Source organism: Streptomyces sioyaensis, from assembly GCF_004122735.1.
Taxonomy (GTDB): domain Bacteria; phylum Actinomycetota; class Actinomycetes; order Streptomycetales; family Streptomycetaceae; genus Streptomyces; species Streptomyces sioyaensis.
Genome location: NZ_SDIF01000015.1, coordinates 92,118 through 107,866, shown reverse-complemented (window position 1 = coordinate 107,866; position 15,749 = coordinate 92,118). Strand labels below are relative to the sequence as shown.

Genomic DNA, 15,749 nt, shown 5'->3' with positions numbered 1-15,749 from the left:
TGACCGACAACGGCGGAATCTTCGGACCTGGACGACTCATACCCAACCAACGACGAATCTTCGACTCAGGTCACTAGGTGGTGGCCAGTAGTAGGTCCTCGCCGCTTGAGGGGCGGATGCCGTCGGTGCGATCGGCGAAGTAGCGGTGGGCCAGGGAGGCTCCCGAGATGTGTCGGGCGTTTTTGAGGCCGGCTTCGTGGGCCAGTTCCAGCATTTCGGGTGGGGTGTAGAAGCTGATGAACGGTGTTCCGGATGCTTGTGCGCCTTCCTTGCTGGCCCGGAGGCCGGGGCGGTCGGCGTCGTCGAGGAGTTCGGTGGGCAGGAGGAAGGTCATGGCGAGTGTCGAGCCGGGTGCGAGCCCGGCGATCTGGCGCAGGGTGGCCGTGGTGGCCTCTTTGGTGAGGTACATGGAGACGCCGGTGGAGACGATGACCGTCGGCCGGCCGGCATCGAAGCCGGCGGCGGCCAGCTGCTTCAGCCAGTCTTCGCTCGCCTCGAAGTCGACCGGTACCAGGTGCAACCAGTCGGGGATGCCGTAGCCGAGTTCGACCAGGCGATGGCGCTTCCAGGCCTGCGGGCCGGGCTGGTCGACCTCGAAGATCCGTAGGCGGGAGGCGACCTCCGGCCTGCGCTGGGCAAAGGTGTCCAGGCCCGCTCCCAGGATGACGTACTGGGCGGCTCCGCGGTCGGCCTGCTCAGTGATCAGATCCTCGATGAAACGCGCACGGGCCACCATGGCCGCCCGGAACGCGCTGGTGGCGCGCGGGTCCATGTCGGGGCGGCGCCGCCAGTCATCGCCCGGGGCCGCCAGCTGCAGACCGATCTCGTCCTTGAGTACGTGCGGCGGTGGGTCGACCTGGACGTGCATGGCCCGCCAGAGGGCGGTCCGCACCGCGGTGCTGTCCGGTGCCTGGGTCTGCTCCTCTGCCATGGTGTTCCCCTTTCGTGGTGGTCAGTTCTTGGCGGGAGCTTGGAGGCTCCACAGGCGCCCGTCGGGGTCGCGGACGGTCATCTCCTTGGTCCCGAAATGGGTGTCCTCGAACGGCGTGACCACCTCGACGGCAGGATCGGGACGGAACCCGTCCGCGTCGGGCACCTTCAGCACGATCTGCGTCTGGGGCTCTTGGTCCTCAGGGATCTCGGCGATGAAGATGTACGGACCGTGGCCGTTGCGGAGCCGGCCGGAGTTGTGGTCGGTCGAGAACTCCAACTCGTAGCCCAGTGCCTGGAAGAACTTCGCCGCCTTACCCCAGTTGTGGGTCGTCAGGAACACGGCCTCGATGCCTTCGGTCGCCATGTCAGGTCTCCTTCTCGGTCGATTGCTGTCCTTGCTCAGGGGTGTTGTCGAGGTAGGCACGCAGCGCGTCAGCGACCAGCGCCGACAACGACATGCCCGACTCGATGGCGCGGTACTTGACCTGCTTGATCAGCTCGATCGGCAGGTACACGTTGAACTGTTTGACTTCCTTGTCGCCCACAAGCAGATGCTAGCAACCTAGCAAGCTAGATACTAGGCGTCGATGCGGCGAACCAACCCGAGCCGGTGATTTTCGTCCCGGTGCCGTAGCCGCGGGTCACCGGCGCCACCGCCGCTGGGCGTGTCCCGGCCTCAGGGCCCCGCCGAGTGATGCGCCCGCCGGCAGTCCCCGCTGCCGGACTCCTCGACCTCACTCGGAACGATCATGGTCAACGACGTGCGCACCACGGTCCGCGCCTCCTTGCCGAGGCAGCCGATGGCCACAACGGCACCTGAAGACTGCCCCGCAAGACCGGCTCCCCGTACCACGGCGCACCCCGCCAATCGGGCGGGTTTGCGGGACAGTCCCCGCACGGTGTCAGGTCCAGGCGCTGCGAGCCCGCACACTGAGGGCCTTGGAGGAGGCAGGAGACACCGTGAACGCGCCAAGCCCTCAAGGAGCCCGGAACTCCGTATCTTCCCGCGCCGGTGACAGTGCCCCGTACGGAGTCATCGGCATCGCGCTCGCCGCCGTGCTGACAGCCGCCCTCGCGCAGGGCGCCTGGGAGTGGTTCGCCACATACATCGGAGTCACGCTCCTTGCCGTGATTTTCTCCTTCTACCGACTCCCGGCCTGGACGCCCGGCCTCAAGCCTGCCTACGCACGGAATCTGGCGGCCTATTCGCTGGTCGTTGGCCTGTGCGCGGCGATCACGGTGGCTCCCATGATGCAGCGCTGGAAGTGGCTGTTCCCGATGCCAGGCACCCGTAGTGGGTGTGTGGGGGTGGGTGCTTACGAGGGCAGCCGTGTGGCCTTGACGAATCCGACCGGCGACGAAGCAGCCGCGCTGGCCTACGCCCATTTCCAGCGCCACAACGCGGTGGCCGACTGCCTGGCAGCCACGACGACCCGTTGGCTCCCCGTGTACGGAGCCGGGGCAGCGGTACTGGTATGCCTGAGCGCGTGGCTCATCGGCCGTGCCCGGGCAAGGAGACAAGCGGCCGGACACCCTCGCAGCCCTGATCGTCAGGACGGGTCCCGGCACAGCTGACCGGGGCAGTCCCTGTGGCGGCGAACTGGCGGCTGGATTCCCGGAAATTGCCGTCTGTGATCCACCGCGTCACCGTTTCCCGCCGCCCTCTGCTGCGATACAGCCTTCCTGGCGGCGCGGGCGCCTATTCTTCCTCTGTTCCGGATCCGTGCGCAGCGAGCCGGTGACGTACCTCGAACGCATCGAGCCAGCGCAGACAGTCGGCGGCCCACAGGATCTCGTTTTCGGCTCGGTGGAGATCTCCGCGATAGGCCATCTCGCGCAAGGCGAGGACGAGTTCCTGCTGTGCCTCGTCCGGAGCGTTGGCGACTCGTCGCTCGATTCTCGGGTGTTGGCGGCTGGAGACCTCATGGAGGAACCGCGACAGGCTGTCACGACGTTCTTGATAGTGCTGCCGATGGGTCTCGAAGTGGGCACGCAGGGCAGTGAGGTTGCCGTGATCACCGAAAATGAGCCGAAGGCGCTCTCCGTCCCTGTTAGGGGGATATGTTGGAGACGCCTCCGCCCATTCCCGGATGGCATGGCGCCCGTCCGGGGTGATTTCGTAGGTTCGCTTCGCAGACTTGGCCCCGATCCGCTCGCTGGTCGAGGTGATCAGGCCTCGGGCCTCCATGTCCTTCAGCCTCGGGTAGATCTGGCTGTGGGGGGCCGTCCAAAACCACCCCAGTCCCTGGTCGAGTTGACGGGCGATGTCGTAGCCGGTCCCGGGACCGGTGGTCAGCCAGCCAAGAATGGCATGTTCCAGCGACATGGATGAGGACAACCTTTCTCGACGGGTCGAGGACGTATGCTATTTCCGTTCTCGCTCCCATATGGTCGACAGGAGCCCTGGAAGTACTTGATGGGAACCTGCAGAAGCGATCGGGAACCAGTACATCCCGCACTTGTCATCATGTCGGGGACAGCACGCCGTGTGCCTCCAGGTACTGGCGTACCACCGCGTTGAAGTCGGCTGCACGCTCGACCTGGGACCAATGGCCGCATCGGTTGAAGAGATGCGCGTCCGCAGTCGGGATGTCCAGCAGCTCGTAGGTCCTGGACGGTGGGATGACCACGTCTTGCATGCCGTGGATCAGGAGCACCGGGACCTCCAGGCGGGAGAGAACTTCGAAATTCAGTCACTGCCTGCTGGAACGTCGAGACTGGTCGTCTGGAACGAAGATGAAATCCACCTGGGGGAGAAGCCTCCAGTGACGCCCTGCGCTTCTCGTCGACCTCCTGGCGCCCCGCGCGATGAGCGTGAGCCGATGGTAAGCATCGCCCTGTCACTATGTAATTAGTTACATAGAAAATTGCGGCAGGTGCCGCGCTCAGAGACATGGGAAGCGCCTGATGCGGGCTCGGTGCAGCCGTCTGCGGCGCCGGTGTGAACCAGTGCGGGGGACGGCCGACCGGTGCCGGGCGGCGGTCGGTGAGGCGGATCATCGGACGCCGAAACCCGGGAAGCCGATGCGTCGCACCGAAGTCGTGCCGACCGGGGCGGACCCATAATGGAAGAAGACAGCGTGGCCAGGGTGTCCACTTTCGGCACTTCACGCTGGGCGTCTTGCATACCCCAAGGTGGACCTCATGGTGGCCTCCGAATTCTCCGAATCAGCCGCTCAGGCGGTTGCCGGACGGCTGCAGGCGCAGTGGGACCAGGTCATGGCATCCGCGCTGCGCCGCCTGGACGCACGCCTGGGTCCCGCGACGTGTACTGCCTATCTGCTGACCTCGGACGCCCGGTCGTTGGTCGCGGCGATGACCATGAGCACGCCCTTGAGCTTCACCATCCTGCCGTCGATGGCGGCAGACGATCTTTCGCTCGCCAGCGCCAGAGCCCACCAGTCGGGCGAGGTGGTGTTCATCGATGATCCGGAGGTGCGGAATCACGCTCGTCAAGCGCCGGCAGTTCTCCTGCATATTCCGTTCACCACGGTATTGGCGTCCGCGCCGGTGCGGACGCCACGGCGGCGATTCGGGTCTCTCACATTGCGCTGGACGCCTGCGCGGACGATTTCCGCGGAAAGCCTGGACTACCTGCTGGCGGTCGCGGACGAGCTGGCAGCCGAGCTCGAGAAGCTGGCCGAACAAGGAGCGACCTCGGATCCCCCCTTCGTCCCCGGGTTCGTCTCGCCGTCCCCCGACACCGCGCCCCGCCGGCTGACCGCGGACGTCCAGAACGCCGCCGTCCAGGAGCTGTGGGAAGAACCGGCCGATGGCTTGATAGCGAGCAATACCTACCTCTACCAATTGCACAAGCTCGCCTTCGAGCTCACCGCGGCACGGGGCATCCGGGACATCGTCGCGGCGGTACAGGCCCATGTGCGGCCCTTGGGAGTACGGGGGCTCATGCTGTCCCTCGCCGAAAAGGGCCGTGTGCACGTCGTGGGTGCCGCGGGCTTCCCGCGGGAGGCGGTCCATCAGATCGAAGGAACGCTCCTGTCCGAGCACACCCCCGAGACCGACACCATCACCCAGGCCGAAGCCAAACTCTTCCCCACGGTGGATGAGTTCTCCACGGCGTACCCCCACGCCGGCCGCCCTCCTGACTTCCAGGCCCGCGCCTACCTTCCCCTGGTCTCCAGCACAGGAGCGGTGGGCTGTTGCGCCCTCGACCTCGACACCCCCGGCACCACCCTGACCTCCGAGGAACTGGCCGTCCTGGTCATGATGCTGGAGCAGGTGGAGCTGTCCCTGGAGCGGGCCCGTTCCTACGAGATCGAGCACACCCTCACGCAGAGCCTGCAACGCACCTTGCTGCCCCGCAGCCTGCCGCACCTGCCCGAGGTGGTCGCCACATCCCGGTATCTGCCCGCGAACGAAGGCGCAGAGGTGGGTGGCGACTGGTACGACATCCTCGAGTTGCCCGGAGGCGGCATCGGGCTCGTCATCGGAGATGTGGAAGGCCACAGCCTGGAAGCAGTGGGCACCATGGGCCAGCTGCGCAGCGCGACACGCGCCTACGCCGCCGAGGGGCACGACCCGGTAGGGGTGCTGGAGCGGAGCAACCACCTGCTCGCGGGGTTGGACACCGACCTGTACGCCACCTGCTGCTGCCTCTGGCTGGATCTGGCACTCGGAAGCGCCAGCCTGGCCACTGCCGGCCACCCGGGGCCGCTGATCAGTGACGCGCACGGCCGGATCACCCCGGTGCAGCCGCCCGTGGGACCGGCGTTGGGCGTCGACCCGCATGCCGCGTACCGGCAGAGCGAGATCGTCCTGTCGCCGGGGTCGGTTGTGGCCTTGTTCACCGATGGTCTGCTGGACACGCGTCGGGTGGAGGTGGATACGGCCCTCGGGCGGCTGACCCGTGTGCTGGCCGACAATTGCACGCAAAACCTTGAGGTGTTGGCGGACCGTCTGACACAGCACTGCACTCCGCGCCCACCGCAGGCCGACGATGTCGCCCTGCTGGTGATGCGTTACGAAGGAGCTCGGCCCGATGGTCAAGGCCGGGTGGCACGCACCTCGATCCAGCGTCATGACCTGCGCGGTGTGGCACACGTACGCCATTTCATGCGCGAAACGCTCGACCAGTGGGACCTGATGCCGCTGCTGGACAGTATGGAGTTGCTGGCGTGCGAGGTGGTCACCAACGCACTCATCCATGCGCACAGCGAGGTGGATCTGCGACTGCGGCAGTACCCGGACAGGCTCCGTGTCGAAGTGCGGGACAGCGATCCGCATCCACCTGTGCCCACCGAGATCCTCACCGCCGGCGAGACTGACAACCAGGAGGCCGAGTCCGGACGCGGACTGCTGATCGTCGATGCCCTCGCGGAAGCCTGGGGCAGTTCGCCTGCCGGGCGCGGCAAGACGACATGGTTCGAGCTCAGCACGCCGTGAACCCGTGCCGCGGGATCCGGCGCGGCGGACGGGCCGGCACGGCCCGCGAGCGCGAGCAGCGGCACGCTACGGGAGCCGGATTCTCGCTCGGCCGCACCACTGCGGCCCCTTCGTTCAGCAGCAGCATTTGTCCGGCACTTTGGGCAGCATCTGGAGGTCGACGGGCTCGGGAATGTTCACGAGAAATGACGTCAGCGCAGGGGATGGCCGCCGCCCGTGAGGGGACGCTGATGGTCAATTCGGGCCCCGGTGCTCTGTCCCGTCGGGTTGCTCGGCTGGGCAGAGACGCATCGCGTCCGCCCCGGTCCACCGGCGGCGCGGGGTGTTTGCAGTGGAGCAGGGAGTGCCTGGCCCGGCCACTCAGTTGAACGTGCTCGCCAGGTAGGCGTTGCGGATTCTGATGAGGTGGGGCATGTACCGGCGCAGGAGGAATCTGTCGACGATGCGTCCGACGGGCCCCAGTGGTGAGGCGAAGTCGATGACGTCTCGCATGATGGTGCCGCCGGTGCCGTCCGGCTCGAAGTGGTGGGCGTGACGCCATCGTTTGAAGGGTCCGGACTCCTGCTCGTCCACGAAACATCGGGGCCGGTCGTAGGAGGTGATGCGGGCCTTGAGTCGCCAGGTCCTGCCGAGATGGCGAGCCTGGAAGGTCACCGTGTCACCGAGCGCCAGCTCGCCCCGGGTCTTGCCGCCAACCGCTCGCTCCGACGAATCGGCCATCGAGCGGGTATGCGCCTCCACGTCCAGGCACACCGCGAACACCTGGTCCGGGGGTGCGGCGACGGCTGTCACGACCTCGAAATGCTGCACAAGCTCACCCTAGACGCCGGGTATTCCCGGGCCCTTGCCCGGGTCGAACGCAGGTCTCATCTCCGACTCGGCGGCGCTTCTCCAGGACCGCGCGAGGTGGCGGAATCTCCCCGACACCCTCGGCTGCAACGACACGGCACCCGCTCCGGCACAACAACGTCGGGCTCGAAGACCACAACCAGGTCTACGAGCCCGACGTCACGCTCGGCCCGAATCAACCAACAGCGTCCCCGTGAGGGCGGCGGGCCGTCGAGACGGAACCCCCGCAGGAGTCAGCTGGCAGCAGCAGGCTCTTCTGCTCGGGCCCGGGTGCTGGCGAGGCGGTAGGAGTCGGTGCCGGTATCGATGATCGTGCCGTTGAAGGTCAGGCGGTCGACGATGGCCGCGCGGAGGCGAGGATCCGTGAACGTCTTGGTCCACGGCGCTTCCACCGCGCAACACGCGGGACAGCCCCAGGGCCGCCGTCCGCACCGCGGGAGCCGGCTGCGCAGGGCTGAAACGGGAGCGCGGTACGGCGACCGAGAGGGCGGCGACCATGGTGCCGCTGGCGAAGACAGGAGCCGCAATACAGCTCACCCCGAGTGCGGCCTCCTGCTCCTCGTAGGCCAGGCCCGAGACATGGATCTTCTCCAGGGCCATGCGCAGCCGTGCCGGGTCGGTGATCGAGTGCGGCGTGAGGCTCGGCAGCGGCCAGGCGAGCACCTCCTCGGTCAGCTCGTCGCCGCAGAAGGCAGGCAGAGCCTTGCCCACGGCGGTGCAGCTCAACGGCAGGCTGCCGCCGATACGGGACTCCTGGAGATGCCGCGAGGCCTGGCTGCGACAGCCAGCGCGGGAGAGGAAGCCATGGGATGCCCGATGCCGGCCCTTCTCGGCCGGCTCAATGCCGCCTGCGGGCCTGCGAGGACCTGATCTGGATGGGGGAGCGCGGAGGCCGGTGGTGCTGACCTGCTGAAATGGCGGTTGTGATGGCTTTCGGGCGGGCGTTGGTCCGTGCATGGTCCGGATCTTGGTGTCAGCTGCCTCATAGCTGGGCCAGGACTGTCGGCGGTGCCCAGGAGGGCGACAGCCACCAGGCCATCCCTGCTGGCAGCGCGGCGCGGCGATCCTCGGCTGGCTCGACCGTGACCGTTACCACTGTCCTTCGTGGTACGCGTCAGCCCCACAGCTTGGGGTAGGAGCTCGGTGTGCAGGACGCGAGAGGCTGGGAACAGCTGGATGTGCAGGGGTATCGCAACCCGGTCGGAAGCTGGACGCAGTGCTTCTTCGGCTCCACTCACACCGGACTTCACCCCACGTACCGCCTTGGTGGACTGACCGGTGTTTCTGTAGTTCAGAAGGGGTTCGGAGGGAACGCCCGGTTTCCAGGGGTCAGCGTGTTTCGCCACCTCCGACAGGGGGCATGCCGACCGATTGCCGAGGTGCAATGGGCCTGGTCAGGTAACAAGTCACTGCGGGCCCGGTGGCTGACCTGCCCGTCGCGGACACTACGGTGTCCGTCAACGGCAGGCTGAAGGGATCGAGCATGTTCCGCAAGGTACTGGTCGCCAATCGTGGTGAGATCGCGATTCGCGCTTTCCGCGCCAGCTATGAACTGGGCGCGAAAACCGTTGCCGTCTTCCCGCACGAGGACCGCAATTCACTACACCGGCTGAAGGCCGATGAGGCCCATGAGATCGGCGAGCCGGGGCACCCGGTGCGTGCCTACCTCTCCGTGGAGGAGATCGTCCGTGCCGCGCGCCAGGCGGGCGCGGACGCGGTCTACCCGGGCTACGGGTTCCTGTCCGAGAACCCCGACCTGGCGCGTGCCTGCGAGGAGGCGGGTATCACGTTCGTCGGGCCGAGTGCGGAGACGCTGGAGCTGACCGGGAACAAGGCGCGCGCGGTGGCCGCCGCACGCGCGGCCGGCGTACCGGTGCTCGGTTCCTCGGAGCCCTCCAGCGACGTGGACGCACTGGTCCGTGCCGCCGAGGACATCGGCTTCCCCGTGTTCGTCAAGGCGGTCGCCGGCGGCGGAGGACGCGGTATGCGCCGCGTCGAGGACCCCGGCATGCTGCGCGAGTCCATCGAGGCGGCGGCCCGCGAGGCGGCGTCCGCGTTCGGCGATGCCACTGTCTTCCTGGAGAAGGCCGTCGTCGATCCCCGCCACATCGAGGTGCAGATCCTCGCCGACGGGCAGGGCGAGGTCATCCACCTCTTCGAGCGTGACTGCTCGCTGCAGCGCCGGCACCAGAAGGTGATCGAACTCGCGCCCGCGCCGAACCTCGACCCGGCGCTGCGCGAGCGGATCTGCGCCGACGCCGTGCGGTTCGCCCAACAGATCGGCTACCGCAACGCGGGCACCGTGGAGTTCCTGCTCGATCGCGACGGGAACCACGTCTTCATCGAGATGAACCCGCGCATCCAGGTCGAGCACACGGTCACCGAGGAGGTCACCGACGTCGACCTCGTCCAGGCGCAGCTGCGGATCGCCGCAGGGGAGACGCTGGCCGATCTCGGCCTCGCGCAGGACACGGTCGCGCTGCACGGCGCCGCTCTGCAGTGCCGTATCACCACCGAGGACCCCGCCAACGCCTTCCGCCCGGACACCGGCAGGATCAGCGCCTACCGCTCGCCGGGCGGCTCCGGGATCCGTCTGGACGGCGGCACCACGCACGCCGGTACGGAGATCAGCGCGCACTTCGATTCGATGCTGGTCAAGCTCAGCTGCCGGGGCCGGGACTTCAGCACCGCCATCGGCCGGGCCCGGCGCGCGGTGGCCGAGTTCCGCATCCGTGGCGTGGCCACGAACATCCCGTTCCTGCAAGCCGTGCTCGACGACCCGGACTTCCGGGCCGGGCGCGTCACCACGTCGTTCATCGAAGAGCGACCGCACCTGCTCACCGCACGCCACTCCGCCGACCGCGGCACGAAGCTGCTCACCTACCTCGCGGACGTGACGGTGAACAAGCCGCACGGCGCACGACCCGAGCTGATCGACCCGATCACCAAACTGCCGCCCCTGCCCGCCACCGAACCGCCCGCCGGCTCCCGGCAGCGGCTCGCCGAGCTCGGCCCGGAAGGGTTCGCCCGGTGGCTGCGGGAGTCACCGGTCATCGGCGTCACCGACACCACCTTCCGCGACGCCCACCAGTCACTGCTGGCCACCCGGGTCCGTACCAAGGACATGCTCGCCGTCGCCCCGGTGGTGGCGCGGACGATGCCGCAGCTGCTGTCCCTGGAGTGCTGGGGCGGCGCCACCTACGACGTGGCGCTCCGCTTCCTCGCCGAGGACCCCTGGGAGCGCCTGGCCGCACTCCGTGAAGCCGTCCCGAACATCTGCCTGCAGATGCTGCTGCGCGGCCGCAACACCGTGGGCTACACGCCGTACCCGACCGAGGTGACCGACGCCTTCGTGCAGGAGGCCGCGGCCACCGGTATCGACATCTTCCGGATCTTCGACGCGCTCAACGACGTCGGCCAGATGCGGCCCGCCATCGACGCCGTACGCCAGACCGGAACGGCCGTCGCCGAGGTCGCCCTGTGCTACACCGCCGACCTGTCCGACCCGTCCGAGCGGCTGTACACCCTGGACTACTACCTCCGCCTGGCCGAGCAGATCGTGGACGCCGGTGCCCAGGTCCTGGCCATCAAGGACATGGCAGGGCTGCTGCGCGCTCCGGCCGCCGAGACGCTCGTATCGGCCCTGCGCCGCGAGTTCGACCTGCCGGTGCACCTGCACACCCACGACACCGCGGGCGGTCAGCTGGCCACCTACCTCGCCGCGATCCGGGCCGGCGCGGACGCGGTGGACGGTGCGGTGGCGTCCATGGCCGGCACCACCTCGCAGCCTTCGCTGTCGGCGATCGTGGCCGCGACCGACCACTCCGAACGGCCCACCGGGCTGGATCTGAAGGCGGTCGGGGACCTGGAGCCGTACTGGGAGAGCGTCCGCAGGATCTACGCGCCCTTCGAGGCGGGTCTGGCGTCGCCGACCGGCCGTGTGTACCACCACGAGATCCCCGGCGGGCAGCTGTCCAACCTGCGTACGCAGGCAGTCGCGCTCGGCCTGGGCGACCGTTTCGAGGAGATCGAGGCGATGTACGCCGCCGCCGACCGGATTCTGGGCCGTCTGGTGAAGGTGACCCCGTCGTCCAAGGTGGTCGGGGACCTGGCGCTGCACCTGGTGGGCGCCGGGGTGAAGCCGAAGGACTTCGAGGCGACGCCCAACGAGTTCGACATCCCCGATTCCGTCATCGGCTTCCTGCGCGGAGAGCTGGGCAACCCGCCCGGCGGGTGGCCGGAGCCGTTCCGCGCCAAGGCGCTTCAAGGCCGCGCCGAACCCAGGCCCGTGCAGGAACTAACCGCGGACGACCGTAGCGGACTGGAGCAGGACCGGCGCGCGACGCTCAACCGGCTGCTGTTCCCCGGGCCGGCGCGCGACTTCGAGACACACCGTCAGGCCTACGGCGACACCAGTGTCCTGGAGAGCAAGGACTTCTTCTACGGGCTGCGTTCCGGAACGGAGTACGCCGTCGATCTCGAGCCCGGGGTACGGCTCCTGATCGAGCTGGAGGCCGTCGGCGAGGCCGACGAACGCGGTATGCGCACCGTGGTGTCCACCCTCAACGGCCAGCTGCGGCCGATCCAGGTACGCGACACCGCTGCGGCTGCCGACGTACCGGTGACGGAGAAGGCCGACCGGGCCAACCCGGGCCATATCGCCGCGCCGTTCGCCGGAGTGGTGACGCTCGCGGTGGCCGAGGGCGACGAGGTGGCGGCCGGCACCACCGTGGCCACCATCGAGGCGATGAAGATGGAAGCCGCGATCACCGCCCCGAAGGCCGGGCGGGTGACCAGGCTGGCCATCAACCAGATCCAGCAGGTCGAGGGAGGCGATCTCCTCGTCGCCCTCGGGTGAACCGCCTCCCCGAACGCAGGCGACCCAAGGCGCCGGCAGCGGGCGGCCGGGCCGGCCACGGTCTTCACACCGGTCGAGCCCGCCCGGCCCGCCGGCGGGCCGGGCGCACCCCGCCTCGCCGTTCCGTCCGCGCCGGAGCCCGCTGGAACGCGGCTCCTGACCGAACGCGTGGCGGCCCGGGCATGAACTGCCCCCGCGCGGATACCCCGTGGCATCCGCCGCGGGGTATCCAGACCCGGTGCCATGCTCACTGCCCCCTCTCCCTTACGACGAGCCGCCGCCACCGCGTCGATCCGGCGACAGGCACCTGGAGCACGGGGACGCTTACGTCGCTCCTGGGCGGGCGGGCACGACCCGCCTCCTCTCCTCAGCGAAGACCGGTCATGCCCACCGCATGCCGATCTTGGAGAGCTGTTCCACGCGCTCCGGGGCCAGCGTCGCAGCCCGGGACCGTTGGTTACTGATCCAGGCACCCAGCCGGAGAGGCCGCTGTTCCTGGTCCTCGCCGTGGGCCCCACCCACGGTGATCGTCTCGACATGCTTGCGCGGCACTCGAAGGTGTCCCTCGCGTTCGTAGAACTGCCGGGCGGCCGCGAGGTGGGCGGTCCATTTGTCAGCCTGGCTGGTGCGCGGCTTGGGCTTCTCGTCCTCGGTCGCAGGTTCGATGCCGAGGACGTGTTCGCACATCCACTGCTGCACGGTGCTCAGGCTGTCCCACCCCAGGCGGGCTGATGTGACCCATCGCCCGAGATCCTCGCCCTGCCGTACGACGTGACCCGCCGCGGTGGGCAGGCTCCCACCGGCGTCCAGGTGCAGCCGGGTGAGATGGAAGCAGCGCTGCCATGCCACCGGCCAGGCCGGGCACCAGGACGGGTCGATGTCCTCCAGCTGTTCGCGCCGCGCCTCGGTGAGCGCGCCCGCCGACGACTCCACCGGCAGCCCCTCGGCCCGCCGCTGCTCGCTCTCCACCGCTCTTCGGGCGGCAGCGCGCGCGTTCTTCAGCCAGATGCCCACCTTCGCGCCCTGGTAGGTGGCGTCCAGCGGGGCCAGGAGGTGACCGTGTTCGGCGGCCCACCCGCGCGCCGCTGCGAGACCTTCCTCCCACGCGACGTCGAAGTGCGACCAGACCATGCCGAGCTTCTCCAACTGCCGCGCGCGGTCGGCGTCCATGTCCCCACGGGCGTAGAAGCGCCTGGCGTCGGCGGTCCACTGGCCCAGCGGGAAGTCCGCGAGCGAGGCCGGCCACTTCTCGGCTTCGGCCTCGTCCCCGGCCGGGACGCGATACGTGAACGGCACACGCAGGTCACCGTGCTCCCGGGCATAGATGACGGCGGCCTCCACCCCGCGCCGCCAGTGCTCGCGTTCCGGATTCAGGACGCGCAGGTTGACGAACGCGGCGAGCGCGGCCGGGTCGCGCGGCGTGGAGAACTTCAGGAGCTGCCTGGCGGGCTCGCTGACGCCTCCGGAGCCCTCACCGCTCCCCTTACCACTCTTCCCGCCCTCGCCCGCCTCCCGGCCCTTGGGCGAGCGACTGGGCGCCTGCTCCTCGGCCAACGCCTCCACCACCCGAGCGTCGTGCGCCCGGAGCGCTTCCAAAAGCTTGGCCAGCCCGCCGAACGCCTTGGACGTGAGCATGTTGTCGGCCGTCTCGCCGGGGGCGAGCAGGACCGGCACGACCAGCGAAGCAACCTTCCCCTCGCCCGGCTGCATCCGCAGCGCCCGTCCCACCGCCTGCACCAGATCCGGCATCGAGCCGCGCACATCCGCCCAGTACACCGAGTCGCAATTCTTGGTGTCGACACCTTCCCCTAGCACCCTCACCGACCCCAGATAGCCCTTCTCCACCACCGTGCCGTCCGCAGCGACCCCCTCGGCGAACTCGCCCAGCACACGGCGGCGGTGCAGCGGCTTGTGCTCCCCGCACAACCAGTCCGCCCACACAGTCTCCGGGTAGAACTCCGGGTCACTGGCGTGCAACTGCGCCGCCACGCCCGGCAAGCCGGCCGCGAAAGCCTCAGCCTCCCTCGTCAGGTGGTGGAACACCAGCGTGCGCCGGAAGCTCTCCTCCGCCGATGCCTTCACCAGAGCAGTCTGCAGGGCAGCGAGCCGGGCCCCGCGCATCTCGTCCGACCGGCCCTCCGCGCCCAGAAGCTGCGCCGCCTGGAACTGCGTATCCGTCACATCCACGCACACCACCTGATAAGGGGCACAAATCCCCCTGTCGATGGCGGCTGAGAGTGTCAAAGTGAAACACCTGCTGCCGAAAGGCGAGGCGGGGTCATCTTCCATGCTCGCCACCAGCGCGCCGGGCGCGCCCTCTCGGCCCTCCTCCTCCCCGAGCTGCCACAGCCGCGGGGTGGCCGTCATGTACAGGCGGCGCAACGAGGGGATCCGGGCGTTGTCGTGGACCACCGCCCACGGCTTCCCGAGCCGGCCCGAGGTGCGATGCGCCTCATCGACCACGATCAGGTCCCAGGCGGAAAGGCCGGCGGCGTGCGCGCGCTCCAGCGTGCCCAGCCCGAGCGAGGCGTACGTGGCGAACACGGTGACCTTCTCCAGGCCTCTCGTCCACTCCACCAACTCATCCGCGTCAGTGGTGTTGGAGAAGCCCACCTCCTCACCCCGAAGGGACGAGACCCCAATCACCGGGCCCCGGCGACCTCCCTCACGCCACGCGGCCTCGGTCTGGGCAAGCAGATCCAGCGAGGGCACGAGCACCAGCACACGGCTCGCATGGAGCTCCTCCGCACTGCAGACCGCCACCTGGGTCTTCCCGGACCCGGTCGCCATGATCACCTGAGTGCGGAGCCCCCGCTCAGGCACAAGCGATCTTGCAGGCAATTCCAGGGCGCGGAGAACGGCATCGACGGCTTCCCGTTGATGAGGACGAAGCCTCTTTGCTGCCATATCCGGTCTGCTTTCTCCTGGTTGACGGAGGGTCGGGTCGAGTCGGGCAAAGAACGGCAAGAAACCTGCATGTAGATTCCTCTGAGCAGTCCCGCGAAAAGCTGGTTCCGGCGGGCCCGAACGCTTCATCGGTGGAGTACTCTCTTTCCAGAGTCTATCTACTAAATCTTTTGAAGCAAATACCTCAAGGAAGCCATCAAACACCCGGCGACCAGTATGCTCACCGGCATGGCCAGAGCAAAGAACCGGCCGACAGACTCCGACAGCGACTACAAAAGACACCCCCACTCCATCCTGAAATGGCTCGGGGAACAGGGAATTAATGCCCTCATCCGATTCGACGCGCAGCGCCCCCGCAGCTGCTGGACCCTCGCCGCAGCAGGCGGCGAACTGACCCACCCCATACGCATTGATGAGCCATCAGCTGACAAGTACCTGAGCAACGGACTCGCCCTAATACGCCAGCAAGATCCAACGTCCCACCCTGACCGCCCCCAGCCCCCTAGCCAGCCGCCCGCGCAAGCGGGCCGGCCTGAAGGCGAAGCCGGAAGGCCAGGGGAGCGAAGCGACCCGCTGCGCGAAGCGCACTCAGATCCCAAGCGAAGCGCGGGATCTGACGGCCCGAAGGGCCAGCTCGCGGGCGAAGCCGCGAGCAACTGGGGTGCGCAGCACCCCAGCCCGACCCGCGGAGCGGGTCGGAACCACCGAGCGGAGCGAGGTGGTTCGCTTGCACAGCGCGCAGCGCTGTGGGACCCGCTCCGCGGGTCGGGCTGGGGTGCTGCGCACCCCAGTTGCTCGC

The 15,749-nt window shown here is 68.4% G+C and carries 11 protein-coding genes and 2 pseudogenes; 3 read left to right on the top strand and 10 right to left on the bottom strand.

Annotated features, from left to right (window positions below):
• Positions 1 to 73: 73 nt before the first annotated feature.
• The 4 genes from EST54_RS08150 to EST54_RS35840 form a co-directional block, all read right to left on the bottom strand.
• Positions 74 to 931, bottom strand: coding sequence for a class I SAM-dependent methyltransferase (locus EST54_RS08150; RefSeq protein WP_129246513.1), 858 nt, complete (start codon positions 929 to 931; stop codon positions 74 to 76).
• Between the two features lie 21 nt (positions 932 to 952).
• Positions 953 to 1,297, bottom strand: coding sequence for a VOC family protein (locus EST54_RS08145; RefSeq protein WP_129246511.1), 345 nt, complete (start codon positions 1,295 to 1,297; stop codon positions 953 to 955).
• A 1-nt stretch (position 1,298) separates the two neighbouring features.
• Complete coding sequence (locus tag EST54_RS08140) at positions 1,299 to 1,478, bottom strand: ribbon-helix-helix domain-containing protein (protein WP_129246509.1); 180 nt, start codon at positions 1,476 to 1,478, stop codon at positions 1,299 to 1,301.
• A 131-nt stretch (positions 1,479 to 1,609) separates the two neighbouring features.
• A complete protein-coding gene (locus tag EST54_RS35840) occupies positions 1,610 to 1,741 on the bottom strand; it encodes a hypothetical protein (protein WP_275416134.1) in 132 nt (43 codons plus the stop codon).
• 152 nt (positions 1,742 to 1,893) lie between these two features.
• On the opposite strand from EST54_RS35840, the gene EST54_RS08135 reads away from it, so the two are divergent.
• Positions 1,894 to 2,508, top strand: coding sequence for a hypothetical protein (locus EST54_RS08135; RefSeq protein ID WP_244942472.1), 615 nt, complete (start codon positions 1,894 to 1,896; stop codon positions 2,506 to 2,508).
• 124 nt (positions 2,509 to 2,632) lie between these two features.
• Here EST54_RS08135 and EST54_RS08130 read toward each other — a convergent pair whose 3' ends face one another.
• Positions 2,633 to 3,259, bottom strand: coding sequence for a PadR family transcriptional regulator (locus tag EST54_RS08130; protein WP_129246505.1), 627 nt, complete (start codon positions 3,257 to 3,259; stop codon positions 2,633 to 2,635).
• 139 nt (positions 3,260 to 3,398) lie between these two features.
• Positions 3,399 to 3,572 (bottom strand): hypothetical protein, encoded by a 174-nt coding sequence (locus EST54_RS08125; protein ID WP_203525501.1) that lies wholly within the window; start codon positions 3,570 to 3,572, stop codon positions 3,399 to 3,401.
• Between the two features lie 505 nt (positions 3,573 to 4,077).
• Between EST54_RS08125 and EST54_RS08120 the strand changes: the two genes are divergently transcribed.
• Positions 4,078 to 6,336, top strand: a complete 2,259-nt coding sequence (locus tag EST54_RS08120) for a SpoIIE family protein phosphatase (RefSeq protein ID WP_129246503.1) — start codon at positions 4,078 to 4,080, stop codon at positions 6,334 to 6,336.
• A gap of 360 nt (positions 6,337 to 6,696) precedes the next feature.
• On the opposite strand, the gene EST54_RS08115 is transcribed toward EST54_RS08120, so the two are convergent.
• The 3 genes and pseudogenes from EST54_RS08115 to EST54_RS08105 form a co-directional block, all read right to left on the bottom strand.
• Complete coding sequence (locus tag EST54_RS08115; RefSeq protein WP_129246501.1) at positions 6,697 to 7,146, bottom strand: SRPBCC family protein; 450 nt, start codon at positions 7,144 to 7,146, stop codon at positions 6,697 to 6,699.
• A gap of 272 nt (positions 7,147 to 7,418) precedes the next feature.
• Positions 7,419 to 7,565 (bottom strand): annotated as a pseudogene (locus tag EST54_RS08110) (ATP-binding protein); the annotation flags it as partial.
• 7 nt (positions 7,566 to 7,572) lie between these two features.
• Positions 7,573 to 7,935 (bottom strand): annotated as a pseudogene (locus EST54_RS08105) (IclR family transcriptional regulator); the annotation flags it as partial.
• 733 nt (positions 7,936 to 8,668) lie between these two features.
• Between EST54_RS08105 and EST54_RS08100 the strand changes: the two are divergent.
• On the top strand, positions 8,669 to 12,043 hold the full coding sequence (locus tag EST54_RS08100) for a pyruvate carboxylase (protein ID WP_129246499.1): 3,375 nt from the start codon (positions 8,669 to 8,671) through the stop codon (positions 12,041 to 12,043).
• Positions 12,044 to 12,424: 381 nt separating this feature from the next.
• Here EST54_RS08100 and EST54_RS08095 read toward each other — a convergent pair whose 3' ends face one another.
• Complete coding sequence (locus EST54_RS08095; RefSeq protein ID WP_129246497.1) at positions 12,425 to 14,950, bottom strand: DEAD/DEAH box helicase; 2,526 nt, start codon at positions 14,948 to 14,950, stop codon at positions 12,425 to 12,427.
• Positions 14,951 to 15,749 lie beyond the last annotated feature (799 nt).

Coding starts and splice junctions, on each gene's coding strand:
- EST54_RS08150 (WP_129246513.1), bottom strand. CDS start 931: ATGGCAGAGGAGCAGACCCAGGCACCGGACAGCACCGCGGTGCGGACC.
- EST54_RS08145 (WP_129246511.1), bottom strand. CDS start 1,297: ATGGCGACCGAAGGCATCGAGGCCGTGTTCCTGACGACCCACAACTGG.
- EST54_RS08130 (WP_129246505.1), bottom strand. CDS start 3,259: ATGTCGCTGGAACATGCCATTCTTGGCTGGCTGACCACCGGTCCCGGG.
- EST54_RS08125 (WP_203525501.1), bottom strand. CDS start 3,572: ATGCAAGACGTGGTCATCCCACCGTCCAGGACCTACGAGCTGCTGGAC.
- EST54_RS08120 (WP_129246503.1), top strand. CDS start 4,078: ATGGTGGCCTCCGAATTCTCCGAATCAGCCGCTCAGGCGGTTGCCGGA.
- EST54_RS08100 (WP_129246499.1), top strand. CDS start 8,669: ATGTTCCGCAAGGTACTGGTCGCCAATCGTGGTGAGATCGCGATTCGC.
- EST54_RS08095 (WP_129246497.1), bottom strand. CDS start 14,950: ATGGCAGCAAAGAGGCTTCGTCCTCATCAACGGGAAGCCGTCGATGCC.